The 23,386-nt window shown below is 68.5% G+C and carries 19 protein-coding genes and 1 pseudogene; 9 read left to right on the forward strand and 11 right to left on the reverse strand.

Annotated elements, in window-relative coordinates:
* Window positions 1–188: 188 nt before the first annotated feature.
* Window positions 189–656, reverse strand: coding sequence for a winged helix-turn-helix transcriptional regulator (locus ACFWWR_RS15025; protein ID WP_383875727.1), 468 nt, complete (start codon window positions 654–656; stop codon window positions 189–191).
* Window positions 657–759: 103 nt separating this feature from the next.
* On the opposite strand from ACFWWR_RS15025, the gene ACFWWR_RS15030 reads away from it, so the two are divergent.
* From ACFWWR_RS15030 to ACFWWR_RS15050, 5 genes are all read left to right on the forward strand, one after another.
* On the forward strand, window positions 760–1,260 hold the full coding sequence (locus ACFWWR_RS15030) for a PaaI family thioesterase (RefSeq protein ID WP_383875726.1): 501 nt from the start codon (window positions 760–762) through the stop codon (window positions 1,258–1,260).
* A gap of 957 nt (window positions 1,261–2,217) precedes the next feature.
* The gene (locus ACFWWR_RS15035) at window positions 2,218–2,811 is read left to right on the forward strand and encodes a TetR/AcrR family transcriptional regulator (RefSeq protein ID WP_383875724.1); all 594 of its coding nucleotides are present in this window, start codon (window positions 2,218–2,220) and stop codon (window positions 2,809–2,811) included.
* A 442-nt stretch (window positions 2,812–3,253) separates the two neighbouring features.
* Window positions 3,254–3,676 (forward strand): hypothetical protein, encoded by a 423-nt coding sequence (locus ACFWWR_RS15040; protein ID WP_384303534.1) that lies wholly within the window; start codon window positions 3,254–3,256, stop codon window positions 3,674–3,676.
* 141 nt (window positions 3,677–3,817) lie between these two features.
* Window positions 3,818–5,839: an alpha/beta fold hydrolase gene (locus ACFWWR_RS15045; protein WP_384303536.1), complete on the forward strand. Its 2,022-nt coding sequence runs from the start codon at window positions 3,818–3,820 to the stop codon at window positions 5,837–5,839.
* Between the two features lie 766 nt (window positions 5,840–6,605).
* Window positions 6,606–7,193: a hypothetical protein gene (locus ACFWWR_RS15050; protein ID WP_384303538.1), complete on the forward strand. Its 588-nt coding sequence runs from the start codon at window positions 6,606–6,608 to the stop codon at window positions 7,191–7,193.
* Window positions 7,194–7,694: 501 nt separating this feature from the next.
* Here the strand turns inward: ACFWWR_RS15050 and ACFWWR_RS15055 are convergent.
* The 3 genes from ACFWWR_RS15055 to ACFWWR_RS15065 form a co-directional block, all read right to left on the reverse strand.
* Window positions 7,695–9,146: an MFS transporter gene (locus ACFWWR_RS15055; protein WP_384303540.1), complete on the reverse strand. Its 1,452-nt coding sequence runs from the start codon at window positions 9,144–9,146 to the stop codon at window positions 7,695–7,697.
* 116 nt (window positions 9,147–9,262) lie between these two features.
* Window positions 9,263–10,009 carry a response regulator gene (locus ACFWWR_RS15060; protein WP_384303542.1) on the reverse strand — a complete coding sequence of 249 codons (747 nt, stop codon included), beginning with the start codon at window positions 10,007–10,009 and terminating at the stop codon, window positions 9,263–9,265.
* A gap of 281 nt (window positions 10,010–10,290) precedes the next feature.
* Complete coding sequence (locus ACFWWR_RS15065; RefSeq protein WP_383875714.1) at window positions 10,291–10,677, reverse strand: hypothetical protein; 387 nt, start codon at window positions 10,675–10,677, stop codon at window positions 10,291–10,293.
* A gap of 130 nt (window positions 10,678–10,807) precedes the next feature.
* On the opposite strand from ACFWWR_RS15065, the gene ACFWWR_RS15070 reads away from it, so the two are divergent.
* Window positions 10,808–13,585, forward strand: a complete 2,778-nt coding sequence (locus tag ACFWWR_RS15070; protein WP_384303544.1) for an ATP-binding protein — start codon at window positions 10,808–10,810, stop codon at window positions 13,583–13,585.
* A 107-nt stretch (window positions 13,586–13,692) separates the two neighbouring features.
* Here ACFWWR_RS15070 and ACFWWR_RS15075 read toward each other — a convergent pair whose 3' ends face one another.
* The 5 genes from ACFWWR_RS15075 to ACFWWR_RS15095 all read right to left on the reverse strand — a co-directional run bounded on the left by ACFWWR_RS15075 (window position 13,693) and on the right by ACFWWR_RS15095 (window position 19,460).
* Entirely contained in the window at window positions 13,693–13,899 is a 207-nt protein-coding gene (locus ACFWWR_RS15075; RefSeq protein WP_383878241.1) for a hypothetical protein, read from the reverse strand.
* Window positions 13,900–14,032: 133 nt separating this feature from the next.
* Window positions 14,033–15,280, reverse strand: coding sequence for an NADH:flavin oxidoreductase/NADH oxidase family protein (locus tag ACFWWR_RS15080; protein ID WP_384303546.1), 1,248 nt, complete (start codon window positions 15,278–15,280; stop codon window positions 14,033–14,035).
* A gap of 80 nt (window positions 15,281–15,360) precedes the next feature.
* Complete coding sequence (locus ACFWWR_RS15085) at window positions 15,361–16,830, reverse strand: amidase (protein WP_384303548.1); 1,470 nt, start codon at window positions 16,828–16,830, stop codon at window positions 15,361–15,363.
* Between the two features lie 773 nt (window positions 16,831–17,603).
* Window positions 17,604–18,068 carry a MarR family winged helix-turn-helix transcriptional regulator gene (locus ACFWWR_RS15090; RefSeq protein WP_384303550.1) on the reverse strand — a complete coding sequence of 155 codons (465 nt, stop codon included), beginning with the start codon at window positions 18,066–18,068 and terminating at the stop codon, window positions 17,604–17,606.
* Window positions 18,069–18,233: 165 nt separating this feature from the next.
* Complete coding sequence (locus ACFWWR_RS15095; protein WP_384303552.1) at window positions 18,234–19,460, reverse strand: acyl-CoA dehydrogenase family protein; 1,227 nt, start codon at window positions 19,458–19,460, stop codon at window positions 18,234–18,236.
* A gap of 63 nt (window positions 19,461–19,523) precedes the next feature.
* Between ACFWWR_RS15095 and ACFWWR_RS15100 the strand changes: the two genes are divergently transcribed.
* Complete coding sequence (locus tag ACFWWR_RS15100; RefSeq protein WP_383878251.1) at window positions 19,524–20,351, forward strand: SDR family oxidoreductase; 828 nt, start codon at window positions 19,524–19,526, stop codon at window positions 20,349–20,351.
* Window positions 20,352–20,362: 11 nt separating this feature from the next.
* Here the strand turns inward: ACFWWR_RS15100 and ACFWWR_RS15105 are convergent, their stop codons facing one another.
* Window positions 20,363–20,614 carry a hypothetical protein gene (locus ACFWWR_RS15105; RefSeq protein ID WP_383878253.1) on the reverse strand — a complete coding sequence of 84 codons (252 nt, stop codon included), beginning with the start codon at window positions 20,612–20,614 and terminating at the stop codon, window positions 20,363–20,365.
* 262 nt (window positions 20,615–20,876) lie between these two features.
* Between ACFWWR_RS15105 and ACFWWR_RS15110 the strand changes: the two are divergent.
* Window positions 20,877–21,483: pseudogene (locus ACFWWR_RS15110) on the forward strand (transposase).
* Entirely contained in the window at window positions 21,480–21,962 is a 483-nt protein-coding gene (locus ACFWWR_RS15115; RefSeq protein WP_383874383.1) for a hypothetical protein, read from the forward strand. Before ACFWWR_RS15110 ends, ACFWWR_RS15115 begins: the two are co-directional and overlap by 4 nt.
* Here the strand turns inward: ACFWWR_RS15115 and ACFWWR_RS15120 are convergent.
* Window positions 21,881–22,684, reverse strand: coding sequence for an alpha/beta fold hydrolase (locus ACFWWR_RS15120; protein WP_384303554.1), 804 nt, complete (start codon window positions 22,682–22,684; stop codon window positions 21,881–21,883). The genes ACFWWR_RS15115 and ACFWWR_RS15120 overlap by 82 nt on opposite strands.
* Window positions 22,685–23,386 lie beyond the last annotated feature (702 nt).

Consider the following 23,386-nt stretch of genomic DNA (forward strand, 5'->3'; position numbering starts at 1 on the left):
ACCGCTTCGCGGCTGAGGTGGTGCCGGCGGGGGCGGGGGTGGCGAAGGCGCTGAACCCTGCAACCCGAGCGCCCATCGAGTTCGGTTCGGCGGCGCGCGATCGTGCGCTGAGGGGCAACGGCGGCGGAGTGCACGGCACTCAGCTGATGTCTCACCGCAGTCTGGCCCACGACCGCGAGGTCGATGGCTCACGACCGGAGGCGGGCGCCTGTTCCCAGCCGGGCGGTGACTTCACGGGGAGTCAGGGTCGAGTGTTCCGCGGAGCACTCGACGACGACGCGGACCGGGGCGTCGCACTCGGTGTGGCGTACGTCCAGTAGAGGACCCTCGGAGCCGAGGGTGTATGCCTCGCCCCACTGGCTCAGCGCCATCAGAACGGGCCACAGGTCCCAGCCCTTGCGGGTCAGGCGGTATTCGTTGCGGGAGCGGGTACCGGGCTCCTGGTAGGGGACGGTCTTCAGGATGCCGGCCGAGGTCAGCTTGCGGAGGCGGTCGCTGAGGACGGCTTCCGACAGTCCGATGTGGCGGTGGAAGTCGTCGAAGCGGCGGACGCCGTTGACGGCGTCACGCAGGATCAGCAGCGTCCATTTCTCCCCGATCACGTCGAGCGTGCGCTGGACGGGACAGTTCTCCGTGCTCGCCTCAAGCCACTCCATCCCGCCATCGTAAGGGCCTGCCTTCGCCATTGACAGTCAGGTGAACCAAAGTCTAGCTTCACTTGAAAAAGTCAGCCGACAGTCAGAAGGAAGGCGCTGGACCGTGGGGCGAACGCGTACGTATCACTGGGACGATCCCGCGATCTCGGCGGAGGCCGCCGGGCGCATGGCCGGCATCGACTTCCTCCGCGAGGTGCGTGCGGGGCGGCTGCCGAGGGCGCCGATCAGCCACACGGTCGACTTCGACCTGGAAGAGGTGGAGCCCGGCAGGGCGGTCTTCTCCCTGACGCCGGGGGAGGAGCACTACAACCCGATCGGCAGCCTGCACGGCGGCGTCTTCGCCACCCTGCTCGACTCGGCGGCGGGCTGCGCCGTCCAGTCCACCCTCCCGCAGGGCACGGCGTACACCTCGCTCGACCTGACGGTGAAGTTCCTGCGGCGGGTCACCGTGGACACGGGCCCGGTGCGCGCCATCGGCACGGTCATCAGTAAGGGCCGCCAAACCGCCCTCGCCCAGGCCCAGTTGGTCGACGCGAACGATCGTCTTCTCGCTCACGCCACCAGCAGCTGCATGCTCTTCCCGGTACCCGCCCCTCGGGTGTGACTCCGTAGGCAGGGCCCTCGGTCCCTGGGGCAGCCGGGACAGCAGGGAGTGCATCGGTATTCCACTCGGAGGCGGCCCGCTCCCCCTTGGTGACTCGTCGATTGTGAGGCTGGTGTGTCACAGCCATGCCTGGGCGCCCGGGGAGACATTTTCCGCCTGGCGGCCCGGGTGCTCTGCTCAGGCGGCGTGCACGGGACAGTCGGTGCGGCCGGCAGCGCCGCCGCCGCAGAAGGTATGGGGGTCGAGGGTGTTGCGGGGGCGTTGGAGGGGGCCATGGTGCCGACGGTGATGACGCAAGCCTGTCTGGACGGAACGCGGGGACGAGCGATCGGTGGGGACCCCGACTCCTGCCTCGCGGGCAGGGCCGAACAGCGGCAGGTCACCGTCGGCCGATCGCGGCGGCGGTCGGGGGCGGCGACGACCGTGCCTCGTCGGTCGCAGTGATCGGCGTGGCGGGGTGGCCGACTCGGAGCTGAAGCCGCGGTACGCCCGTCACCCGGCGTGGTTCCTCGACCGGCTCGCTCCCCGTCAAGGCGACCTTCCTGCGACTGCCGCGGCGGGACATGGGCCACCACCAGCGGCGGTAGTGAGCGGGGGAGCGTCCAAGGAGCGCAGGGCGCAGCCGCCCGCTCCACATACACGTACGCGTCAGATCTCGGTGGACAGGAGCAGATCGACGGCGTCCAGGCGATGAGCGCCAGCGCGCACTGCGAGGCTCCGTGGTGACGGCCGTCACCACGGAGCCTCGCCGACGAGGGGGAGTTCGGGCGCTGGGCCCGTGCCTGCCTGCACGAATGGAAGCTCTACGCTCGTCCGTCGTCCTTGCCGCAGAGGGCAACTGGCGACGGGGCGACGGACCGTCGCCGCTGTCGGCTCTTTGGATTACGTTCGCCATACCATAGACTGGTGAAGTCGGTGTAGGACAGCCGGCCTTTCTGGCGCGAAGGAGCGTGTGCTGTGGTGCGGTACGGAAAAGAGCACAAGTCGGAGACGAGGCGGCGGATCATCGAGGTGGCGGGCCGCCGGTTCAAGCAGGACGGTATCGACGGGTCCGGGGTCTCGACGCTCATGCAGGACGCGGGGCTGACCAATGGGGCCTTCTACGCTCACTTCAAATCCAAGGATGACCTCGTCACCACGGCAATCGCCGAACAGTTGAAAGTGCAGGCCGAGAGTGTCGTCGCGCGGGCCGCGCCTGGCCGTGCCGGACTCGAGCAGATTGTGCGCGGGTACCTGTCGCCCCAGCACCGCGGCAGCCTTGGTGACGGCTGTCCCAACGCCGCTCTGCTCGACGAGATCGGGCGCTGCACCGACACGACCAGGCAGGCGTACACCGACGGCGTGCTGATCCTCATCGACGGCATTGCCGCCCGCATGGCGCCCGAGGACCCGTCCTCCGCACGTGTGAAGGCGCTCAGCCTCCTCGGCCTGATGGCCGGCACACTGCAGCTTTCCCGCGCCTTGACGGACAGCCAACTCGCGAACGAGCTCCTCGATCAGGGGGTGAGCAACGCCCTCGCCCTGCTGGACGCCGAGCAGCAGCGAGTCTGACGCACCACATCCTCAGCGCCAGGCTGTGGCTCTCGGGGAACAGCCCGACGCCGCCGGTTCTCTCCAGCTGAGACTCGGCGGCAGCCACCGGGTATCACCTCCTGCGCCGCGCAGAGTTGCTGGACGACCCGCGTGTGGTTCTTCGCCGGACCCAAGCTGTTGATCATCGACGAGCTCGGCTGCTTCCCGCCGCCGAGGACGTCGCTTCTGCCCTTTCCAAGTGATCGTCCAGCGGCATATGGAGTCTCCATGACCTGCCCGGCGTCGGGATCGCTGATGGGGCCGGCGCCTTCGGAATGCCGCCGTCGCCGCGGGGATGCTCGACCGGTTCCTGCGCCGGGCCGCAGTCGTCGGCATCGACGGCCCCTCCCGTGGGCTCGGCAATGCGGCTCCGCAATCACCGGAACCAGGCCGAGATGATTCTGGGGTGAAGGGGGCGCCCGTGTCGGACGCACGGCAGGCCGGAGTAGACCGAGCCTTCCTCTGCCGCCACAAGGACCTGCTCGCCCAAGTCCACGCAGCCAGTGCCGAACCACCCAGCGACGACGTCGGCGCGCCCGTCAGCCGGGCCTCACTCCAGGCCGACCTGGCGCACGCCCTGGACCGCGGCAACCGGCTCGGCGCCCGCGTGCGACACCTGGAGACCAAACTCTCGGAACTCCTTGGTGAGCAGGCATGGCGGGAATGCGGGCTCGGCGCCCCCGACGACATCGAACAGCTCAAGAGCCGGATCACCGCACTGGAACAACAAGTCGTCGACCAGGCCGGACAGCTCGAAGAACGGGACCAGGAACTCCAGGCCGCACGAGCCGCCGACCGGCAGCTGATCAGCCGACTCAACACCACGCGACCCACAGACGCGTGACCGTACTCCGATAGCGGCCTGGCCCGGGAACGCAAGCGCGTCTGTCGAGGACGGCAGCACCGCGCGCCGATCATCTCGGCTTCGGTGCCCTTTGATTCAAGAGCCTGGTGCAGTCCGAGCGGGGCGGGCAGGATGATCGACATGGCTTGCATCTCGAGCGATTCGTCCGACCTCTACGACGTACTCGCCGGCCGGCCGCGCCTGACCGGGCTGGCCCTCGCGCCCAGCGACGACCGTCTGATCGCCTCCGTTCAGGTGATCAACGGTGAGGGGAACGCGTTCGTCCCGGGGCTGTGGGAGGTGGACCCGGCGGGTGAGTGGGAGGCCCGCCGGGTCACTCGCTCCCTCCAGGGCGAGTACGCGCCGGCGTTCGCACCCGATGGGAGGCTGATGTTCCTCTCCAGCCGCGAGAACACCGATCCCTTCACACGGACGAGCTCCGACAGCACGGGTCCGGGGTTGTGGTCGCTGCCGGAGTACGGAGAAGCCGAGCGTATCGTTCACCATCCCAGCGGGATATCCGCATTCACGGTCGCGCACGGCGCAGGCACGGTTGCGTACACGGCCTCTGTGCTACCCGGTGCCGCCGACACCGCGGCGCACGCCGAGTTCCGCGAGAAGCGTGAGAGCGCCAAGATCACCGCAGTCCTCTATGACTCCGGCCCCACGCGCTTCGGGGGAGCCGACCTCGGCCCCGCGGAGCCGCACACCTTCGTCCTCCGCCCCGACGGCACACAGGCTGACGTCGGCGGTCAGGGCGTCGTAGGTGGTGGCGACCTGGCGCTCTCGCCGGATGGCACGCTCGTGGCCTATACGCGGGCTGTCGCAGGCAGCGATCCCGACGTGAACGCCAACGTCGTGGTGGTCGCCGACGCTGCCACGGGCGAAGTGCGCCGGATCTTCTCTCGCCCCGGCCACCACTACCACCGCCTGGTCTTCACCGCCGACGGCAGGAGCCTGGTGAGCCAGCGGCAGCGGGAGTTGACCTACGACACGCCGTGGCGGGTGACACTGGTCGCCTTCGATCCGGCCTCCGGCGCGGAGACAGATCTGCTGCCGGACTTCGACAACTGGCCGTGGCCGGGCTCACCGGTGGTCTCGCCGGTGCCAGGGGACGCCACGGTGTGGTTCACGGGCGACGAGCGCGGCCACTGTCCCGTCTTCCGCCGCGGTCCCGACGGCACCGTCACACGCCTGACCTCGTCCGGCGCCTACTCCTCCCTCTGCGTAGCCCTCGACGGGACCACCCTGTTCGCGCTGCGCAGCACCATCGACAGCCCGCCCGACGTGGTCCGGCTGGACGCCGCCGCGCCGGACCAGCAGCCGGTCACTCTCTGGGCCCCGGCCGACCCCGGCCCATTGCCCGGCACCCTGACCGAGGTCCACACCACAGCAGACGACGGATTCCCGCTGCGGGCCTGGCCGGTGCTACCGCGGGACGCCTCGGCCGAACGTCCGGCGCCCCTGGTCGTCCTCCCGCACGGAGGGCCCCAGATGTCATGGAGCGGCTGGACCTTCGGCTTCGGCCCCTGGCCCTTCGCGGCACGTGGCTACGCAGTGCTGCTACCGGACCCGGCACTGTCGACCGGCTACGGGCAGCGCATGCAGGAGCGGGGACTGGGTCAGTACGGAGGCCGCCCGTACCGCGACATCATGATGCTGGCCGACGCGACGCAGACGCGCGACGACATCGACGCGACTCGGACAGGCCTGGCCGGCCACTCCTACGGCGGCTATATCGCCAACCGGGCCGCGACGCTCACCGACCGCTTCAAAGCCATCGTCACCTACGGCGGACAGTGGAACCTGGAGTCGTTCCAGGCCGAAACCGACCTGCACGCGCACGCACGGCGAATCTTCGGCGACCCGCTGACGCAGCGACAGAGATACGAAACCGACTCACCGCACCTTGACGTACGGAAGGCAATGACGCCCATGCTCGTGGTGCACGGGGGAAAGGACTACCGAGTCCCGGTCGGGCAGGCGCTCGGCCTCTTCAACGACCTGCAGCGGCACGAAGTGCCGGTCAAATTCCTGTACTTCCCAGACGAGAGCCATTCCGTCGGCGCGCCCAACCACGTGCGGATTCTGTACGAGACGGTGTTGAACTTCCTCGACCACCACGTCCTCGGGCAAGAGTGGCACCGACCGCAGCTGCTCTAGTACCGACCGGGAAGGTTCGCCGGGTTGGGGCGGCCACGACGGGGAGGCAGGGTGTCCGATGGAGGGATCGCATCAAGGGCCACTCACTCCACTTTGCACCCGGTGAACGTTGCGGTCACAGCAATAGCGCGGCGGGAGACCCGTTCTGTGAGGCTGCCGAAAGTGCCTTGCGCAACACCTGTTGCGATCATTACGGTGCCTACTAATAGCCACTGAGCTGCGACGACTCCATCGAGAGTTTGCCTCGGGATCGGCGACCACCAGAGAACTGTCGATGTGCCGTGCGGATGAGGAGACCGTTGCTGCCAGGGCCGTGAGATGGGCGAAGGCGTCCGCCTGCTCGTGCCGCCGCGTCCGGTGTGTGCGAAGCGAGTTGGGCGAAGGCGTGACGCGGGCGGCCGGGTGCGGCGGTCGGCAGGGGGAGTCTCCGCGGTTCAGCGGTAGCCCTGTTCCCCTGCCGCTGCAGGTTGCGCGTGCAGAGGCATGGATGGATACGCCACGGGAAGAGAGGCCGCCCGGGCCGGTGGCCTCGCAGCAGCGGAGTGGTCGTCGCACCGGGCGCGTGCGCCGTGGTGAACCTGCTGGCCCGCCACTCATGTGAGTACGGTCATAATCCCAAATCTGGTCAGGCTCTTGTCCGCAGGCGGGCTCCCTGCTTATTGTCGTATGGTCGTAATGTAAAACCTCAACGAGCGTGCGGCGCAGCGTCCTGCGAACCCGAGGGCCAAAGAGGCCCAGCAACTCTCTCAGCCGAAAGGGACTTCCCATGAAGTCGCTGGTCTTGCCGAAGACGATGCCTGGGGCAGCGGACGAGGCACGGAGTGCGGAACGGGCGGACGCCGATACGGCCGCGGCGCGACGGAACCCGGGCGCCCCCGGTCCGCTCGCCTCCTTCGCCCGCTTCGTCGTGTTCGGCGGCGGTGTCGGGGTCGCGTCAAGCACTGCCGTGGCCGGGCTCGCCGGACTGATGCCCTGGGCTGTGGCGAACGCGCTGATCACCGTCGCCTCGACTCTCCTCAGTACGGAGCTCCACGCACGCTTCACCTTCGGGGCAGGGCATGCCGGATGGCGCCAGCACTGGCAGTCCGCGGGGTCGGCCACGGCCGCCTACGTGGTGACCTCCACCGCGGTACTCGTCCTGCACCTCGTGGAGCCGTCGGCCGGAGTGCTCTACGAGCAGGTCGTCTACCTCACCGCCGCCGGGCTCGCCGGCATCGGGCGTTTCCTGCTGCTGCGTGTGTTCGTCTTCGCCGGTGGCCGGACCCGGACCACGGTGCGGGCCATGGAGCCGGCGCCGGCGCGGGAAACGGGCGCCGCCAAGGTGTCCCTGCTCTTCCCGGTACCGGCGTTGTGAGCAAACCGGCCGACAGCGTTTCCTCGCAGATGACCGCCGACTCCAGTGAGGCCTCGGAGGGCCCGCAGCCGAACGTTCTCAACCGGTAGGCGAGGTGGGCACCGGAGTCGGGGAACGAGGGTGTCCACCACTTGCGAACCCGGACGCGGACGCGACATGTATCGGCGCGTCACTTCCTGTCCGCCTTCCGCCAGGACCTTGGTGAAGCACTCGGTGCTCTCGACCTCCAGGCCATCCGTCAACGGCATGGAGACCAGGGCCCGCAGCATCTGCTGCGGGCCCTGGGGCACCTACTGGCCGGCACACCGGTGAACAGCGGGTCGGGGATCGCTTCGGCCCGCGCTCGGAGTCGCGGGCCGACGTTTCGAGCCGGAGGGCTACTGGCACCCGTAGGTGATCCACACGAGCCGGTGTCTGTCCGGCATGGCCCTGTCCGTCGGCGGCGGTCTGGGTGTCCTCGACGATGGGGGCGTACGAGTGGCGCTGGGCGTGGCGCGAAGCTCAGATGATGGCAGGGGCGCCGGCCGGAGCATCCCCTGGGGCCAGGCCGGCAGCTGGGCCACCGGTCTTGCGTCGGCTGGGGATCAGGAACGTCAGTGCCGCCGCCACACTGAGCGCACCGGCAGCGAACCAGAGCGCCGGGATCAGTCCGTCCACGAACCGGGAAGCGGACTCGTAGCCCCCCTGGGCGGAGAAGATGGCCGCCAGGGACGCGACGCCGATGGCGCCGCCGACCTCACGGATCGCGTTGTTGGCGCCGGAGGCGATGCCCTCTTCCTCCGGGGGGACCGTGCTCATGACGAGGTTGGCGGTAGGGGCGAAGAACATGCCCATGCCGATGCCGCAGACGATCAGTGCCGGCACCAGGTCGGGGTAGGACACCTGCGGCTCGACGGCGAGCGCCCAGAGCCCCAGGCCCACGGCCTGCAGGGCAAGCCCCACCGCGACGACCGGTCCGCCGCCGATGCGGTCGGAGAGCGCCCCTGCGAGCGGTCCGGCGATCATGGGCATGGCGGTCCAGGGCAGCATCCGCACGCCGGCTTCCATCGGCGAGTAGCCGCCGACCGTCTGCAGGTACTGGCTGAGCAGGAAGATCGACCCGAACATGCCCAGGAACATCAGCAGGCTGGCGGCGTTGATGGCGCTGAAGGAGGGGTGGCGGAACAGGCGCATCGGCAACATCGGGTGCTTGGCGCGCTGTTCCCAGGCGACGAAGGCGACGAGCAGGAGGGCGCCGCCGATCAGGCCGCCGAGTACGAGGGGGCTGGTCCAGCCCTCGGCGTTGCCGCGGACCAGGGCGTAGACGATGCCGAACAGGCCGCCGCTGGCCAGCACGGTGCCGGGCAGGTCCAGGCTCGGGTTGGTGCCGTGGCTCTCGTTGAGGCGCAGCCGGGCGAGGGGGAGCAGTGCCAGGCCGATCGGGACGTTCACCCAGAAGATCCACTGCCAGGAGAGGTGCTCGGTGAGCGCGCCGCCGATGAGCGGTCCCATGGCGACGGCGATGCCGCTGGCCGCACCCCAGATGCCGAAGGCGACACCGCGCCGCTCGGCAGGGACGGCGGCCGACAGCAGGGTCAGGGTGAGCGGGGTGATGATCGCGGCGCCGAAGCCCTGCACCGCGCGGGCGGCGATCAGTTCGTTCATGCCCGGGGCGAGCGCGGCCGCGGCGGAGGCGGCGGTGAAGATGCCCAGCCCGAGGACGAACAGCCGGCGGCGGCCGAAACGGTCACCCAGGGAAGCGCCCAACATCATCAGCACGGAGAAGCTGAGTGTGTACGCGCTCACCGTCCACTCGAGTTCTTCCAGGCCGCCGCCGAGGTCCTCGCGGATGGAGGGCAGAGCCGTGGTGACGATCAGGTTGTCGAGCGCGGTGATGAATCCGGCCATGCTGGTGATGACCACGGCCCACACGGCGCTGCCGCGGCGGGCCGGTTGCTGGCTGTGCTGTTCCATGACTTCCCTTGACGGACTGGGTTGGTAATTGATCATTTGGATGACGCTGCCGGTGCTCAGCGTGAAACCGAGCCCCGTCAGCGGCAGGCTGCGTGCGGATTCCGCGTGACGGGACCTCAGCCGGCTGCGGACAGAGCGTCAGGACCTCTGCGGCCGACGCTGACTGGGCGCGGCGGTGCTGGTCGGGCGGGTCTGACCAGTCCGGTGTCGTAGGCGAAGATCACGGCCTGGACGCGGTCGCGGGCGCCGATCTTGGCGAGGATGTGGCTGACGTGGGTCTTGACGGTGGATTCGGCCAGCGACAGCCGTTCGCCGATCTCGAGGTTGCTCCAGCCGGAGGCAATGGCGGTCAGCACTTCGCGCTCGCGCTGCGTCAGGGATTCGTGCTTGCGCTGGGGCAGGAAGGCGAGCTGCCGCTTCTGGCCGGGGGCGCGGCCGGGCAGCCGGTCGGAGAAGACGTCGATGAGTTCGCGTGTCAGGCCGGGGGCGATGACCACGTCCCCGGCGGCCACGGACCGGATACCGGTGACGAGTGCGTCGGGCAGCGCGTCCTTCAGCAGAAACCCCCTGGCGCCGGCGCGCAGGGCGTCGTATGCGTGCTCGTCGATGTCGAAGGTCGTCAGGACCAGGACGTGGGAGCGGCCTCCGGACTCGACGATGCGGCGGGTGGCCTCGATGCCGTCCATGCCGGGCATCCATACGTCCATGAGCACGACGTCGGGGCGCAGTTCGGCGGCTTTGCGGACCGCTTCGGCGCCGTGGGTGGCCTCGCCCACCACGGTCAGATCGGGGTGCTGTTCCAGAAGCATCCGGAAGCCGAAGCGCTGCAGAGCGTGGTCGTCGACGATGAGAACGGTGGTCATGCAAAGTCTCCGTGTGGGCGGTGGTGGGGGTGGTGGGGACGAGAAGGGCACGAAACGGGCCAGTCGCCGCGGGAGTTGGGGCCCGCGGCAACCTCTCCCTGGCGGAGGGCGGCCCGGTCGCTCGCGGATGCCGACCGGCCTCTGGTCGTCGCCGTCATGGCCGTGCACCCGTGGGTGCACGACGGTCCGGTGTCCTCGGCGGTGATGTCTACCGCGTTGAGGACGGGGATGAAGATGAGGTGCGCCTCGAGGTACGGGGGCGGCGTCCTTGACGATGTCGGTCAGGACTTCCCGGACGTTGCGGTGGACGGCGAGCTGGAGACCTGGGTGAGGCCTGCCGCGTCGCCCTCGGTGTGCGGAGTGGCGGTGGACCAGGCGGCGCGCGCCCACCGCAACAGGGCGCCGAGGTCGACCAGGTCCGACTGGGGTGTGTACGGGGTGCCGTCCGGCTTCTCGCCGTCGTCGCGGATGACGGCGTCCGCGGCGTGCTTCTCCTTGCTGCCGTTGCTTTGATCTTGGTGCTTGCTTCCCGGTCGACAGTTGGTCGGCCGGTTGAGTGTGCGGAGTTGCCTGTCGAAGGCCCGGGCGGGAACGACATGGCGGAGCTTGCTGATGCCTCCGGTGGTCGGGCCGACGGCGTAGCGCAGTATCGCGAATGCGCTGATCACGTTTCGACGCTACTGATGAGGGGATGGCAGCGGATCCGTCACCGTATCGGTCATATAATTGTGAAAGTTGGTTGCGTGTGGGTACGGGGAGTGGCTCGGTGCGACAGCAGTCCCTTAAGCTTTCAAGCAAATGGACCTATACGGACGGCGCCCTGAGCAGGCAGCCCTTGACCGGATCCTTGACGGTGCTCGCCAAGGCGACGGGGCGACGTTGGTGCTGTGGGGCGACCCCGGCATCGGTAAGACCGCCCTGTTGGAGTACGTGACCGAGTCCGCTGCTGCGGACTTCACTGTCCTGCGATGCGGGGGCACTCGTCTTGAGTCGGGGCTGACGTTCGCCGCACTGCACGAATTGCTGTGGCCGGTGACGGAGCGGATCAGTACGCTCCCGGAGCCGCAGGCCAACGCCTTGAACGGGGCGCTCGGTACCAGTCACGACGTGGCGGACCGGTTCCTGATCGGCGTGGCCGTACTGACGCTCGTCGGCGAGCTGGCCAAGGAACGGCCGGTGCTCATCGTCGCCGATGACGCCCAATGGCTCGACGAGCCATCCGCACAGTGCCTGGCCTTCGTCGCGCGCCGACTGCGGAACGAGCCCGTGGTCATGCTCCTCACCGGACACGACGACCCCGTCGACGGCCCCTGGGAGAAACTGGCGGCCATGGAGGTCCAGGAGCTGGGCGACGAGGACGCCCGGCTCCTCGCCCGCGCCGTCGCTCCACATGCGGACGAGTCAGTGATCCGCCGCACGATCCGCGCGGCAGCCGGAAATCCCCTCGCACTCCAGGAGCTGACCACGTCCGTGGCGGCAGGCGACATCTCGGCGCACCCTCTTGCCGATGAGCAGATCGCCGTCGGACCCCGCCTGCGCCGTGCCTTCCGCGCCCGGATCGAGCGGTTGTCCGCGCCTGCCCGCACCGCACTCCTTCTCGCCGCCGCCGATGACCGTAGCGATCGAAACACCATGTGCCAGGCCGGACTTGGGCTCGGCCTCGACTCAGTCGCGTGGGACGAGGCGCTGCACTCGGGCCTGCTCACCACGCGCTCGGACGGTCGCATCTGCTTCCGCCACCAACTGATGGAGGCGGTGGTCTACGAGGAGGCGCCGCCCGCGAACCGCCAGGCCGTTCATCATGCGCTCGCCTCCGTACTGACCGGTGAGAACGCCGACGAGCTGCGCCCCTGGCACCTCGCCGCGGCCTTGGAAGCCGTGGGCCGACTCGACGAGGGGGTGGCCCGGCTGCTGGAGGAGTCGGCCCACCGGTCCTGGGCGCGCGGTGGCTGTGCCACGGCGGCCCGTGCCCTGCGGCGCGCGGCGAAGCTGTCTCCCTCTACGGACGACGCTGCCAGACGACTGGCTCACGGAGCGAGGGCGGCCTGGGAGGCCGGCCACGTCGACGTGGCGCGGGGGATGCTGGAGCGGGCCGAAGGGGTCTCCTCCGCATCCACGGTCGCGGATCTCAGCGAGGGGTTGCGCGGGCTGATCGAGTTCGCGCACGGCGATCTGGAAACCGCCTGCCGTCAGCTGACCAGGGACATGGAGCGGGTGGCCGATCCCGGGCAGGCGTTCAGGCTCGGCAGCATGGCGCTGCGGGCGGCGTGGGCGGCCAGTCATGGCGCACTTCAGCGCGAGGCGTTCCAGCGGCTCGAGCGGCGGCTCCCGCAAGGGAACTTCCCGAACGCCGACATGCTGCCGTTGCTGCGCCAATGGTGGACGGAGGACCGGCCCGTCGGCACCGATGACCGTGACCAGATCGTGGCCCCCGGCGCTGAAATCCTCACCCGGCTCAGCGGCAGTTCCTGGCTCCTGATGCCACCGGCACCGCTGGCGGTGGCCTGGGGCATCGAGTCCGCCCTGCAGGAGGCGCTCCGCCGTGAAATCGACACGCTGCGGCACACGGACCAGGTCACTGCCCTGACCCAGGCGCTGGCCCAGACCGTGGCGCTCGACATCGCGCAGGGCTCCTGGACCTCGGCCAAGGCGAACGCCCTTGAGGGGTTCCAGGTGGCCGAGGGGACCGGCGACGACCACCTGGCGGCGCAGTGCCTCGCCGGTCTCGGATGGCTGGCCGCAGTGCGAGGCGAGGAGCAGACCGTCGCGGACTTCGCCGCCCAGACCATCGATGAATGGGTGCCGCGTGGGGTGCGCGTCTTCAGTGCCGGCGCGGAGTGGAGCCTCGGTATGTCGGCGCTCTTCGCCGGCCGGGCCGAGGAGGCGCTGGACCGCCTGGTCCGGCTGAGCGAGCATGGGCACGAAGCGGCGAACGACACCATGGCCGTGCTCGCCGCGCTCGACACCGCCGAGGCCGCCCTCCAGGCAGGGCAGCGGGCGACGGCCGAGGAACAGGCGCGGCTGCTGAGGCGGTGGGCCGAACGGACGAACGCCCCATGGGCGATCTCCGCGACGCACCTTGTCCATGCACTGCTGGCGTCCCGAGCGGATGCGGAGAAGCAGTTCCGGCTTGCGCTGGATGTCCCCGGAGCCGCGTCGCGGCCCTTCAACTACGCCCGCACGCGCCTGCTCTACGGCGAGTGGCTGCGGCGGGCCCGCCGTCGTACCGATGCCCGGACACAACTGGCCGAAGCCGCGGAGACCTTCCGGCGACTCGACACGGCTCCGTTGCTCGCCCGCACGAGGGCCGAACAGGAGCTGACCGGGCAGCAACCGCGCCGGGACTCCGCGAGGGCAGGGGCACGGGACACCTCAACGACCCTCACGGCGCAGGAGTTGAGAGTCGTACGGCTGGCCGCGGAGGGACTCACCAACCGGGAGATCGGGGCACAGCTGCTGATCAGTCCTCGTACGGTGGGTCATCACCTGGCCAACGTGTTCCCCAAGCTCGGTATCGTCGCGCGCGCCGACCTCGCGCGCGTCGACTTCGAGGACGGCCTGCGTTTGCTGGGGTGACCGGTGGTGTCCCGGGGCTCCCGGGACACCACCGGTCACCTTTGGTATCCCGGGGCTGCCCGGGTGGTTCCCCGACGCCCGGATTGGCACCCTCGGGATGACCCCCGTCACGGTCCCTTGGGCTGGGTCAGCCGCCGTACCAGGTCCACCCAGGTGGCCTGGAGGCGTGCGGTGGCCACTCCGCGCTCCTCGCGCAGGTAGTCCGCCGCTTCGAAGCTCGTGGAGGCGAGAAGGGCGTGGGCGAGAATGTCGACCTTCCGGCAAGCGCTATGGCCCGGTGGACCCAGATGTGGGCTCAGCGAGATCAGCACCATGGACAGAAGGGCGTGTGGGGCGTTGAGTCGTCGCTGTCAAAGCCGGTGACCGGCGTCGAGATGCTCCACCGGGTAGCGCAGCCAGTGCCGAGGCAAACTCAGCGTGGGCTCCAACCGTTGACGCTGCGAGCGCTCATGACCCGCCTCGCTTGGCGCGGAACGAGGTGCGCCCGTTGCGCCGAACCATCGCGACGGTGGCTGCAAGGCTGCCGCGATTCAGGTCGGGGCGCAGGCCGGACCCGAGGCGATGTATCTGGTCGGTGTGCCAGCTGATGTCCAGTACCCCGTCCAGGGACTTGAGGTCGGTGATTTTGCCCAGCAGGGTCCTCATGCCGTAGCGCACCTGGTGTGCCGTGAGTGCCTCGGCCTGCCCTTCGAGGATGAGCCGGGCTGCGTCTGGCGTGGTGATCGTCGGCCGGCCGATGCCGACCACGTCGCACTCGCCGGCCTGTACGGCCTGCTGCATCGCATCGCGGGTGCGGAATCCGCCTGTGACGGCGAGTGGGATGTCGCCCACGAGCTCGCGAACAGTGCGGGCGTATTCCAAGAAGTACGCCTCGCGTGCCCTGGTGCTGGGGGCCGCCGAGCCGCTCATTGCCATGGACTCGTAACTACCGCCGCTGACCTCGATGAGGTCGACACCTTCGTGGGCCAGCGCGGCCAGCACGGCCTGGGACTCGTCCTCGGTGAAGCCGCCCCGCTGGAAGTCCGCCGAGTTGAGCTTGATGCCCACTGCGAAGCCGGGCCTGACGCGGCCGCGGATGCGGCGGACGACCTCGAGGCCGAAACGCATCCGCCGCTCGAGATCGCCGCCCCAGTCGTCGTCGCGCCGGTTCGACAGCGGTGACAGGAACTGCGAGATGAGATACCCGTGGGCCGCTTGCACCTGTACGCCGTTGAAGCCGGCGGTCTCGCACACGGCCGCGGCCGTGGCGAACCGCTCGATGATGTCCTCGATCTCGGCCGGTCGCAGTTCACGCGGCGTCGTGGCTCCGGGCAGTTTCGGCGGGATCGGGCTGGGGGCCACCGGCGTGTGTCCGATGGCCAAGGGGTTGGCTTGGCGCCCGGGGTGGTTGAGCTGAGCCCAGATCGCACCGCCCGAGTCCTGGGCTGACTTGGCCCAGCGCGAGAGCGCGTCGAGATCACGCTCGTCCTCGATGACGATGTTGCCCGGTTCACCAAGCTGTGCGCGATCGACCATGACGTTGCCGGTGATCATGAGGCCATAGCCGCCTCGGCTCCACGTGGAGTACAGACGGCCGAGGCGCTCGTCGGGTGCGTTGTTCTTGTTCCCCAGCGCCTCGCTGAGCGCTGACTTCATCAGGCGGTTGGGCAGTATCTGGCCGTTCGGGAGAGTGAGGGGGGTGTCCAGCGTGTTCATCTGGGCTCTTCTCGGTGTGGTCGGCGCCAGCCGGGGTTGTCTGGAGGTCGGGTTCGGGGGCGGTGCGGGTCGGCGGACCGTCACATGAAGGCCGGAGGGGGCTGGTAGCCCTCGAGTTCTCGGCCGAGGAGCTCGGCGAACTTGATGGTGGTGAGGTCGCCGCCGCTCGGACCCATCGCCTGGAGCCCGACAGGCAGACCGTCTCGGCCGGTTCGCACCGGGATGGTCGTCGCCGGAGAGCCGGCCACGTTGGCGATGGCGCTCCACTTGACCTGGTCCCAGTAAGGGCGAGACCGCTCGTCGACCTGGATCCGGCGTCCGAATCTGTCAACCGGCTTGTTGTGGTGAGGTGGTGCCGTGGTGGGTGTGACCGGCATGAGGAGGACATCGAAGTCCCGGAAGAACTCGGTCCACCGCTGCCGCAGCTCGTGGCGTGCCACGTCGGCCTGGAGCCAGCTGTAGTGGGACTGGAAGGTTCCGCGCAAGGCGTACAGCGCCTCTCCACGAGGATGCTGGGCAAGACGCGCGAGGAGAGCTGTGTTGGAGGCCGCGGTCAGTCCGGATCGGTCGTAGGTGAACGCACCGAAGAGCAGGCGCAGGAAAATGTCATGACTGGTCGCCATGTCATCGGGGAGGCCGGAGGGCCGCATCTCGACCTTCGCGCCGGCCGACTTGAGGGCGTTCAGGGCGTCGTCCATCGCTGTGGCGACGTCGTGGTCGACGGGGCACGAGGGGTCCTCGGGCCACACCGCGACCCGGAAGCCGTCCAGCTCGCTCGCCCTGGGTGGTGCGAGGGTGTAGCTGAAACCGCCGTCGCGCTCGGGCGGCCCTACCGTCGCGTGGAGGACGGGGACAAGGTCGCGTGCCTCCCGCACCTGGGCGCCCGCACAGGCGAGGTCGATCTCCCCCCACCGCCCCACACCGGGTCCGCCCGGCACGTGGCCGATGAGCGGAATGGACCGCCAGGTCGCCTTGTGTCCGTAGAGGCCGTTGAAGTGTGCTGGGATGCGGGTGGATCCGCCGATTTCCGAGCCGAAGTCGAAAGCGGTCAGCCCTGCGGCTGTAGCCACGGCGCCACCCCCTGCGGAGCCTCCGGACGTGCGTGCGGTGTTCCACGGGTTCAGCGTCGGTCCGAACACCGGGTTGTCCGCCTGGACGTCCTGGTTCCCCGCGGGCATGTTGGTCTTGCCGATGATCACCGCACCTGCGGCACGCAGCCGTCGCACCGCCTCGGCGTCCTGTTCGGGCACGTAGTCCTTGAGGTGGGGCCGACCACAGACGGTCCGCAGACCAGCGGTCTCGTAGCTGTCCTTCAGCGTGATCGGCAGACCGTGCAGCGGACCGAGTTCTGCCCCACTCGCGCGTTTCGCGTCGGCACTCCTGGCCTCGTGCCGCGCCCGTTCGACGTCAAGGGTCACGATCGCGTTGAGCGTCTTGTTGTGGGCGTCGATGCGGCTCAGGTAGACGTCGAGCAGTTCCTCACTCGATACCTCGCCCGAGGCCATCGCACTCAACTGGTCCGCGGCTGACTGGAACGGGAGGTCACGCACGGAGAGCCTCGTTTCTGTATGTGCTGATGCGGCGGGCTCAGAGGCCGAGAGGGGGGCGGTCCCCTAATCATCAATGAACGAACGGTCATACTATTATGACCATACGTTAATGTCTAGTGCTCGTCGCCTTTTGTGATTCCGCGGCCGGGCACCACTCCTCTGCCCTGGTTCGATTGGGCCCGGGGCCCGCGACGGTGGCTCGCCAAGCCTGCGTGACGAACTGAAAAGCGAAGCCCGGTCTGTGATCGCACGGGCGCGCCGGCAGAAGCTGTTTGTGTTCAGATCACTGGGCCGCTTACGCCCCTTGACTGACGTGCAGTGGGCGCGGCGCAAGCCTCTGATGCTGGATCGGATGCCAAGGCATGGAGGCCGTGCCCGGGGCCGTCGTGAGGTGATCGACGCGTCACCGAGAAGTTGCAGACCGGGTCGCAGCGGGTGCACATGCCAGTGAGGCGCGGCAACTGGTGGGCCTCTGTCACCAGATGTCGGAGTCGTCAGACGCTGCGGGGTGCGCGGGATCGGCCGGAGATCCCATCGTGCCTCTGGGGGCATCGGTACGGCAGATGTGAGGCCCGCTCCGACGGCATCCGATCGAACTCAGTGGACGTTAAGTCCGATCTTCCTAGGTTCGTGATCGCTCGATCGAGGTACTGATCGTCGGGCACCATGTGGTCGCTGAAGGAAAAGAGAAGTGCGACCTCGGCGGCCGCCCTTCCGGGACTTTGCCAGAACCGGGGCGTACCGCCGCACCCGGGTACGATCCCCCCAAGCCGCTAAGCCCGTTTCGCTCCATTCTGCTCCCGGACGGCGTCGAACAGGGAGGTCAGAGTGGGACTTCCCGCGAGGCTGCCCAGCAGGGCGTGAAGCGAGTCTCGTTCCGTGGCACCCAGGTCTGCGAGGACTTCACCGTCGAGATCGACGAGTGTGCGGTTGAGGTCGGCAAGAACCTTGCGGCCTTCGGCGGTGATGTCCACGGCGTAGCGGCGACGATCCTGTGGATCTCGCGTCCGCTCGGCGTATCCGGTGCGCTCCAGGTCGTCGAGACTCGTCACCATCGTCGCCGGGTCGATGCGCAGGAATGAACCAAGTGCCAGTTGCGGCATGGCGCCGTTGTCCGCAAGAGCTTGCAAGACGCTGTAGTGCCGCACTCGCAGACCGGTCCCGCCGATACCGTCCTCAGCGATCCTGAACGCCACCTGCCCGAGCTTGACCAGCAGGCAGATGGTGTGTTCGGCCACTGTCCCTGGTACCAGCGGAGCCTCGGACATCGTTTATCCCGCCCATGGTTAGTCATACGTATGGTCCTGTCCATCGTACGAGAAAGCCCGAGGCGGCGGGACCGCTGCAGGCCGACGGGATGCCCCACTGTCCGTCGGCTTACTGCACCGGCGCGTCCTGGGTGATCAGCCGACGATGGCCCGACCGAAGATCTGCCGAGCTATGACCCACTTCTGGATCTCATTGGTCCCCTCGTAGATCTCACCGATTTTGCTGTCCCGGTAGATCGCCTCGACAGGGCCGGGGCTGCCGTCGGCACCCAGTTCGCGCGCGAAGCCGAGGCCTCCGAAGGCTTGGACGGCGTCGCGTGCCATGTCCACGGACAGCTTGGTGGCGTAGTACTTCGCCATCGCGGCCTCGGGCTCCGGGGACGGGTCACCGGCATCCAGACGCAGGGCGGCCTTGGTGCAGAGGGTGCGGGCGTTCTCGATCTCGGTGGCCCGTTCGGCGAGCAGGAACTGCCAGTGCTGGTTGGCGGCCACCGGTTTGCCGAAGGTGTGTCGCGTCGACAGGTGGGCCACGGTGTGATCGAAGGCGGCCTGCGCCATGCCGACCCCGGCAGCCGCGATGCCGATCCGGCCATAGGTCAGAGTCGACAGCGCATGGCGCAGTCCGTGCCCTTCGGCGCCACCAAGGAGGTCGTCGTCGGAAAGCTGCACTCCCGTGAATCGGATGTCCGCGGTGAGCTGACCGCGGTTTCCCATCTTGCGGTCGGGAAGGCCGACTTCCACGCCCGGAAGTGCTGTGTCGACGATGAACATGCTCAGCCGCCTGCCGGTGCGGGCGAGAACCACCACGAACCCTGCGACGGGCGAGTTGGAGATCCACCGTTTGTGGCCGTTCAGCACCCAGCCGGCCTCGGTGCGTATCGCCTCGGTCTGTACCGCTTGCGGAGACAGGTCGCTGGAGGCATCCGGCTCAGTGGTGGCGAAGGCGCCGACCACTGAGCCTTCCGCGACCTTTCGCAGCCACCGCTGCTGCTGCTCCTCAGTGCCCTGCCGCAGGGCGTTGCCCGCCAGGATGCAGTGCACATCGAAGACGGCCGCGACGCTGCTCGAGTAGTAGGCCAGTTCCTCGATGGCCGCGGCAGTGGCGGTCGCCGGGTGGGTCAGGCCATCGCCGCCGACCTCGCCGGGGAAGGGGATTCGGAAGACCCCCGCCGACGCAAGCCCTTCAAAAACATGCCGGGGGAAGCCGTCCGTGCGCTCGTCGCCACCGGCGATCGCCACGGCGTGCGGAGCCACTTCGCGTTCTGCGATCCGGCGCACGGCAGCGCGAACGGACTGTGTCTCTTTGGGGGCCAGGAGCTCGTGGTAGAGCCGGTCGATCTGGCGTGTGGGAGTCGAAGTCATACGTGGAAGATACCATTAGTATCGCGTATCATTAGTCCGACAATCTATTTTGGAGGTTCAGCCATGACTCAGACGCTGGCCGGCAAGACCGTCCTGATGTCGGGAGGCAGCCGCGGCATCGGACTCGCCATCGCCCTGCGCGCGGCCCGCGACGGTGCGAACGTGGTGATGCTCGCCAAGACCGCCGTGCCGCATCCAAAGCTCGAAGGCACGGTCCACACCGCCGTCGACGAGGTTGAGCGCGCGGGCGGCAAGGGGCTGGCCGTAGTCGGCGACGTCCGCGAAGAGGACGATGTGCGCACCGCCGTCAACGCGGCGGTCAGCGCCTTCGGCGGCATCGACATCGTGGTCAACAACGCCAGCGCGATCGACCTGTCGTCGTCGGAGCAGCTGGAGATGAAGCGGTACGACCTGATGCAGGACATCAACACGCGTGGCACGTTCCTACTGAGCAAGGCAGCGATCCCACATCTGCGCAAGGTGAGCAACCCGCACATCCTCACGCTCTCCCCGCCGTTGAACCTCGCGCCGCACTGGGTGGGGAAGCATCTCGGTTACACGCTGTCGAAGTACGGCATGAGTCTGTGCACCATCGGGCTCGCCGAGGAGCTCGCCGCCGACGGCATCGCCGCCAACTCGCTATGGCCGCGGACCCTGATCAACACAGCCGCCGTGCGCAATGTGGTCGGCGGCGCCGGACAAGCCCGTAGTCCGCGGATCATGGCTGACGCCGCGTACGCCATCGTCACGCGTGACGCGCGGAAGTGCACCGCCAACCTGTTCATCGACGACGAGGTCCTCTCGGACGAGGGCGTCACCGACCTGTCCGCCTACAGCCCTGCCGGCTTTGAGGGTGATCTCGCGCTCGACATATTCGTCGATCCGGCCTGATCCCGCACCGCTCAGCACATGAACGCGAGGGCGTTCTCAAGGACCTCGTCGGCGAGCTTCGAGCCGAAGGCGACGCGGGACAGTTGCAGCGACCCCGCCATCATCGCGAAGAGTCCGAGGGCCTTGGCGCGTGCGGGCGTGGGATCCTCGGGTGCCAGATGGCCGACGATCTCGTCCACGATGGCCCGCGCGCCGTCGCTGCCGACCCGATTGACCGCGTCCGGGCAGCGGCCGACTCCTCGAGCAAGGCGACGGAAGCACATCCGACGCCGCGCTGGTCCCGGCGCCCGGGCGACAGACAGTCGCGAACGAGACCGCGACGACGTTGGCGACGACGTCGCCCTCCGATGCGAAGTGGCCGCAGAAGCCTCGGTCGGTCAAACCGGCATCCGACATCAGCGTGGCGGTGCCGGAGCCACCGACACCGTCTAAGTGGACGTTAAGTCCGATCTTCCTAGGTTCGTGATCGCTCGATCGAGGTACTGATCGTCGGGCAGGCCATCTGCTGAGCATGTGCATGCTGAGATGCGGGACGTGAAGAGAGAGCCGTACCACAGCGACTTATCGGACGAGCAGTGGGCGTTGATCGAGCCGATGATCACGGCCTGGAAGCAGGACCGGGTGGCCCGGTCGGCGACCGGAGATCCCGGGTCCTGTGACCTTCGGGAGGTCGTGAACGCGATCTTCTATCAGAACCGGACGGGCTGCCAGTGGCGCTCTGGGGCTGATCATCGGCGTCGTGGTGCTGGCCGCATCCGCCCACGACAACACCGCCGGCACCGCCCTGCTCGACCAGGCCGCCGACCGCTGCGGGAACCAGCTGAAGAAGGCCCTGGTGGACCAGGGCTTCAAGGACGAAGTCCTCATCCACGGCGCCCTGTTGGACATCGACGTCGAGGTCGTCCGCCGCAACCTCGACGACCAAGGCAAAGGCTTCGTCCCGCAACCGAAAAGGTGGATCGTGGAGCAGGTCAACGGCACGTTGATGCTGCACCGGCGCCTGGCCCGCGAGTACGACCACCGCCCCGAGACCTCCGCCTCACGCGTCTACTGGGCCTCGATCGCGAACATGACCCGCCGCCTCACCACACCCGCACCGGCCTGGCGAGACACCCTCGGGCTGGCCGCGTGAACATCGCCGACCTTCTGGCCAGCCTCCAGGCCCAGCACGACGAAACCATGGCTCGGGCCGGTGAACTACGCGACCAGATCGAGCACTTGACCGCCGCCCTGGCCGAGACCGAAGTGCGACTCGCGGACCTGGCCACCGCACACAAGGTCATCGCCGAGCTCGCACCGGCCCAGGACGAACCCGAACCGCCCGAGACGAACACCGCCTACCAGGCCATCGTGAACGCCTTCAACCAGCACCCCAAGCGGGAGTCCCGAGCCCGTGAGCTGCACGAGCTCCTCGGCATGCCCACCGACGAGGCGTCGGTCAACGTCACCCGCGCCCGCCTTGGACGCCTCACCCGCCAAGGATTCCTCACCCAACCCGGACGAGGCCGCTACCAGGACTTAACGTCCACTCAGGACTCGAGGAACCCAAGCGCCCTTGCGACGAAATCCTCGTGGTTCTGGAAGACCCCCCCGTGGCCGGAGTCCGGGTAGAGGGGCACAAGTTCGCTCTTGGGCAGACGAGCGGCCAGGTCGATTGTGTTCTGGCTGGGCACCATCCGGTCGTTCGCACCGTTTGCCACCAGGACGGGTTGGCGCACGGCCGACAGGTCCGACGGGGCCAGGCGACCCCATCGTTTGACGGCCTTCAGCTGGGCACGGAGCGACGGCAGCGAGATGTCCTTGTCGCGGTTGTCCGTGCGCTCCTCCAGCCGTTGCAGAAAGGCGCGTCCTGCCCGTCGGCCGCTTGCGGTGTCGGTGAAGAAGAGGGAGAGCTTCGGGTCCTGGCGGATCAGGGCCCCCTTGAGCGTGGCCTGGATGGCAAGAGCCGGAACCTTGTCTATGCCGTGGCCGCCGGCGGGGCCGGTGCCCGCGAGGATGACCTTGCGGACGAGGCGTGGTTCTTCTTCCGCCATGACCTGCGCGACGAAGCCGCCCATCGACAGACCGAACAGATCGACCTGGTCGAAGCCAAGGGCACGGATGAACCGCACCGCGTCGCGGGCCATCCCTTCGATCGTGTCCGGCGTGGAGCCGCCCGACCCGCCCACCCCGCGGTTCCCGAAGGTGATCACCCGGCGCCGTGCGGCGAGTCCGTCGACGATACGCGGATCCCAGTTGTCCAGGTTTCCGGACAGGTGGATCAGGAGGATCAACGGTACGCCGTCCTCCGGGCCGAGCTGCCGATAGACGAAATCCACGCCGTCGACGGACACGGAGCGGGTCGGCGCGTTCGCGTACGACGATCGTGAGGGGGAGGGGGAATTGCGCGGTGCGCTCATGTCCAGGTCTTTCATGTAGGTGGGGCGGGGCGTTCTCGTCGCTGGAGGATCAGAGGGAAACGGGTTCTACACGTCATCCTGACGACGACCTTGCCGGCCTTCGCGTGTCCAACTGTTTCGGTACGGCTGCCGACAGAGGGCCGGCAGCCTCGGTGATGAGTGCGTGTCAGGCGGCTGGGTGAAGTACCCGACGCTCGCCTCGGTGGCAGAACTCTTCGGAGCGGCCTTACCTCGCGTCATGGATGCCGGGGTGTCTGGTGCCATGCTCCCGCGATTAAATTACGCTCATCATTCTAAGCGGCCGGCCGGTGGGCCGCAAGAGGGGCCTTTCTCTCGTGTGTGCCATTTCTCGTGGTGGGTGCGGTGCCGGTCGGTGGCACGAGCGCTTCGATCACGTCTCGACGCGGCTCGCAGGCGGCGGCCCTGAGGTCTCCGGGGCGGCGAGGGAGGGCATGCTTCCTCTTTCGGTACGCCAAGGCCTTCACCAAGCAGGTGGCCGATGTCCTCGCTCCCGACCGCACCGCTGACGCCCGGGTGGTGCGGGGTGGCGTTCGGTTGGCCCTGAGGGCGGGCGTCGCCTCATGTGACGTTGGGGCAGCGCCCGCCTCCATTTGCCGTGGGGCGACATGCGGCCCG

The sequence above is a fragment of the Streptomyces sp. NPDC058678 genome (assembly GCF_042714835.1).
Lineage (GTDB): Bacteria > Actinomycetota > Actinomycetes > Streptomycetales > Streptomycetaceae > Streptomyces.

Bases quoted from the DNA above. Each gene is read 5' to 3' on its own strand.
- ACFWWR_RS15105 (WP_383878253.1), bottom strand. From the start codon at position 20,614: ATGTGCTTCCGTCGCCTTGCTCGAGGAGTCGGCCGCTGCCCGGACGCG.
- ACFWWR_RS15025 (WP_383875727.1), bottom strand. From the start codon at position 656: ATGGAGTGGCTTGAGGCGAGCACGGAGAACTGTCCCGTCCAGCGCACG.
- ACFWWR_RS15055 (WP_384303540.1), bottom strand. From the start codon at position 9,146: ATGGAACAGCACAGCCAGCAACCGGCCCGCCGCGGCAGCGCCGTGTGG.
- ACFWWR_RS15095 (WP_384303552.1), bottom strand. From the start codon at position 19,460: ATGACTTCGACTCCCACACGCCAGATCGACCGGCTCTACCACGAGCTC.
- ACFWWR_RS15080 (WP_384303546.1), bottom strand. From the start codon at position 15,280: ATGAACACGCTGGACACCCCCCTCACTCTCCCGAACGGCCAGATACTG.
- ACFWWR_RS15100 (WP_383878251.1), top strand. From the start codon at position 19,524: ATGACTCAGACGCTGGCCGGCAAGACCGTCCTGATGTCGGGAGGCAGC.
- ACFWWR_RS15075 (WP_383878241.1), bottom strand. From the start codon at position 13,899: ATGGTGCTGATCTCGCTGAGCCCACATCTGGGTCCACCGGGCCATAGC.
- ACFWWR_RS15050 (WP_384303538.1), top strand. From the start codon at position 6,606: ATGAAGTCGCTGGTCTTGCCGAAGACGATGCCTGGGGCAGCGGACGAG.
- ACFWWR_RS15060 (WP_384303542.1), bottom strand. From the start codon at position 10,009: ATGACCACCGTTCTCATCGTCGACGACCACGCTCTGCAGCGCTTCGGC.
- ACFWWR_RS15070 (WP_384303544.1), top strand. From the start codon at position 10,808: ATGGACCTATACGGACGGCGCCCTGAGCAGGCAGCCCTTGACCGGATC.
- ACFWWR_RS15045 (WP_384303536.1), top strand. From the start codon at position 3,818: ATGGCTTGCATCTCGAGCGATTCGTCCGACCTCTACGACGTACTCGCC.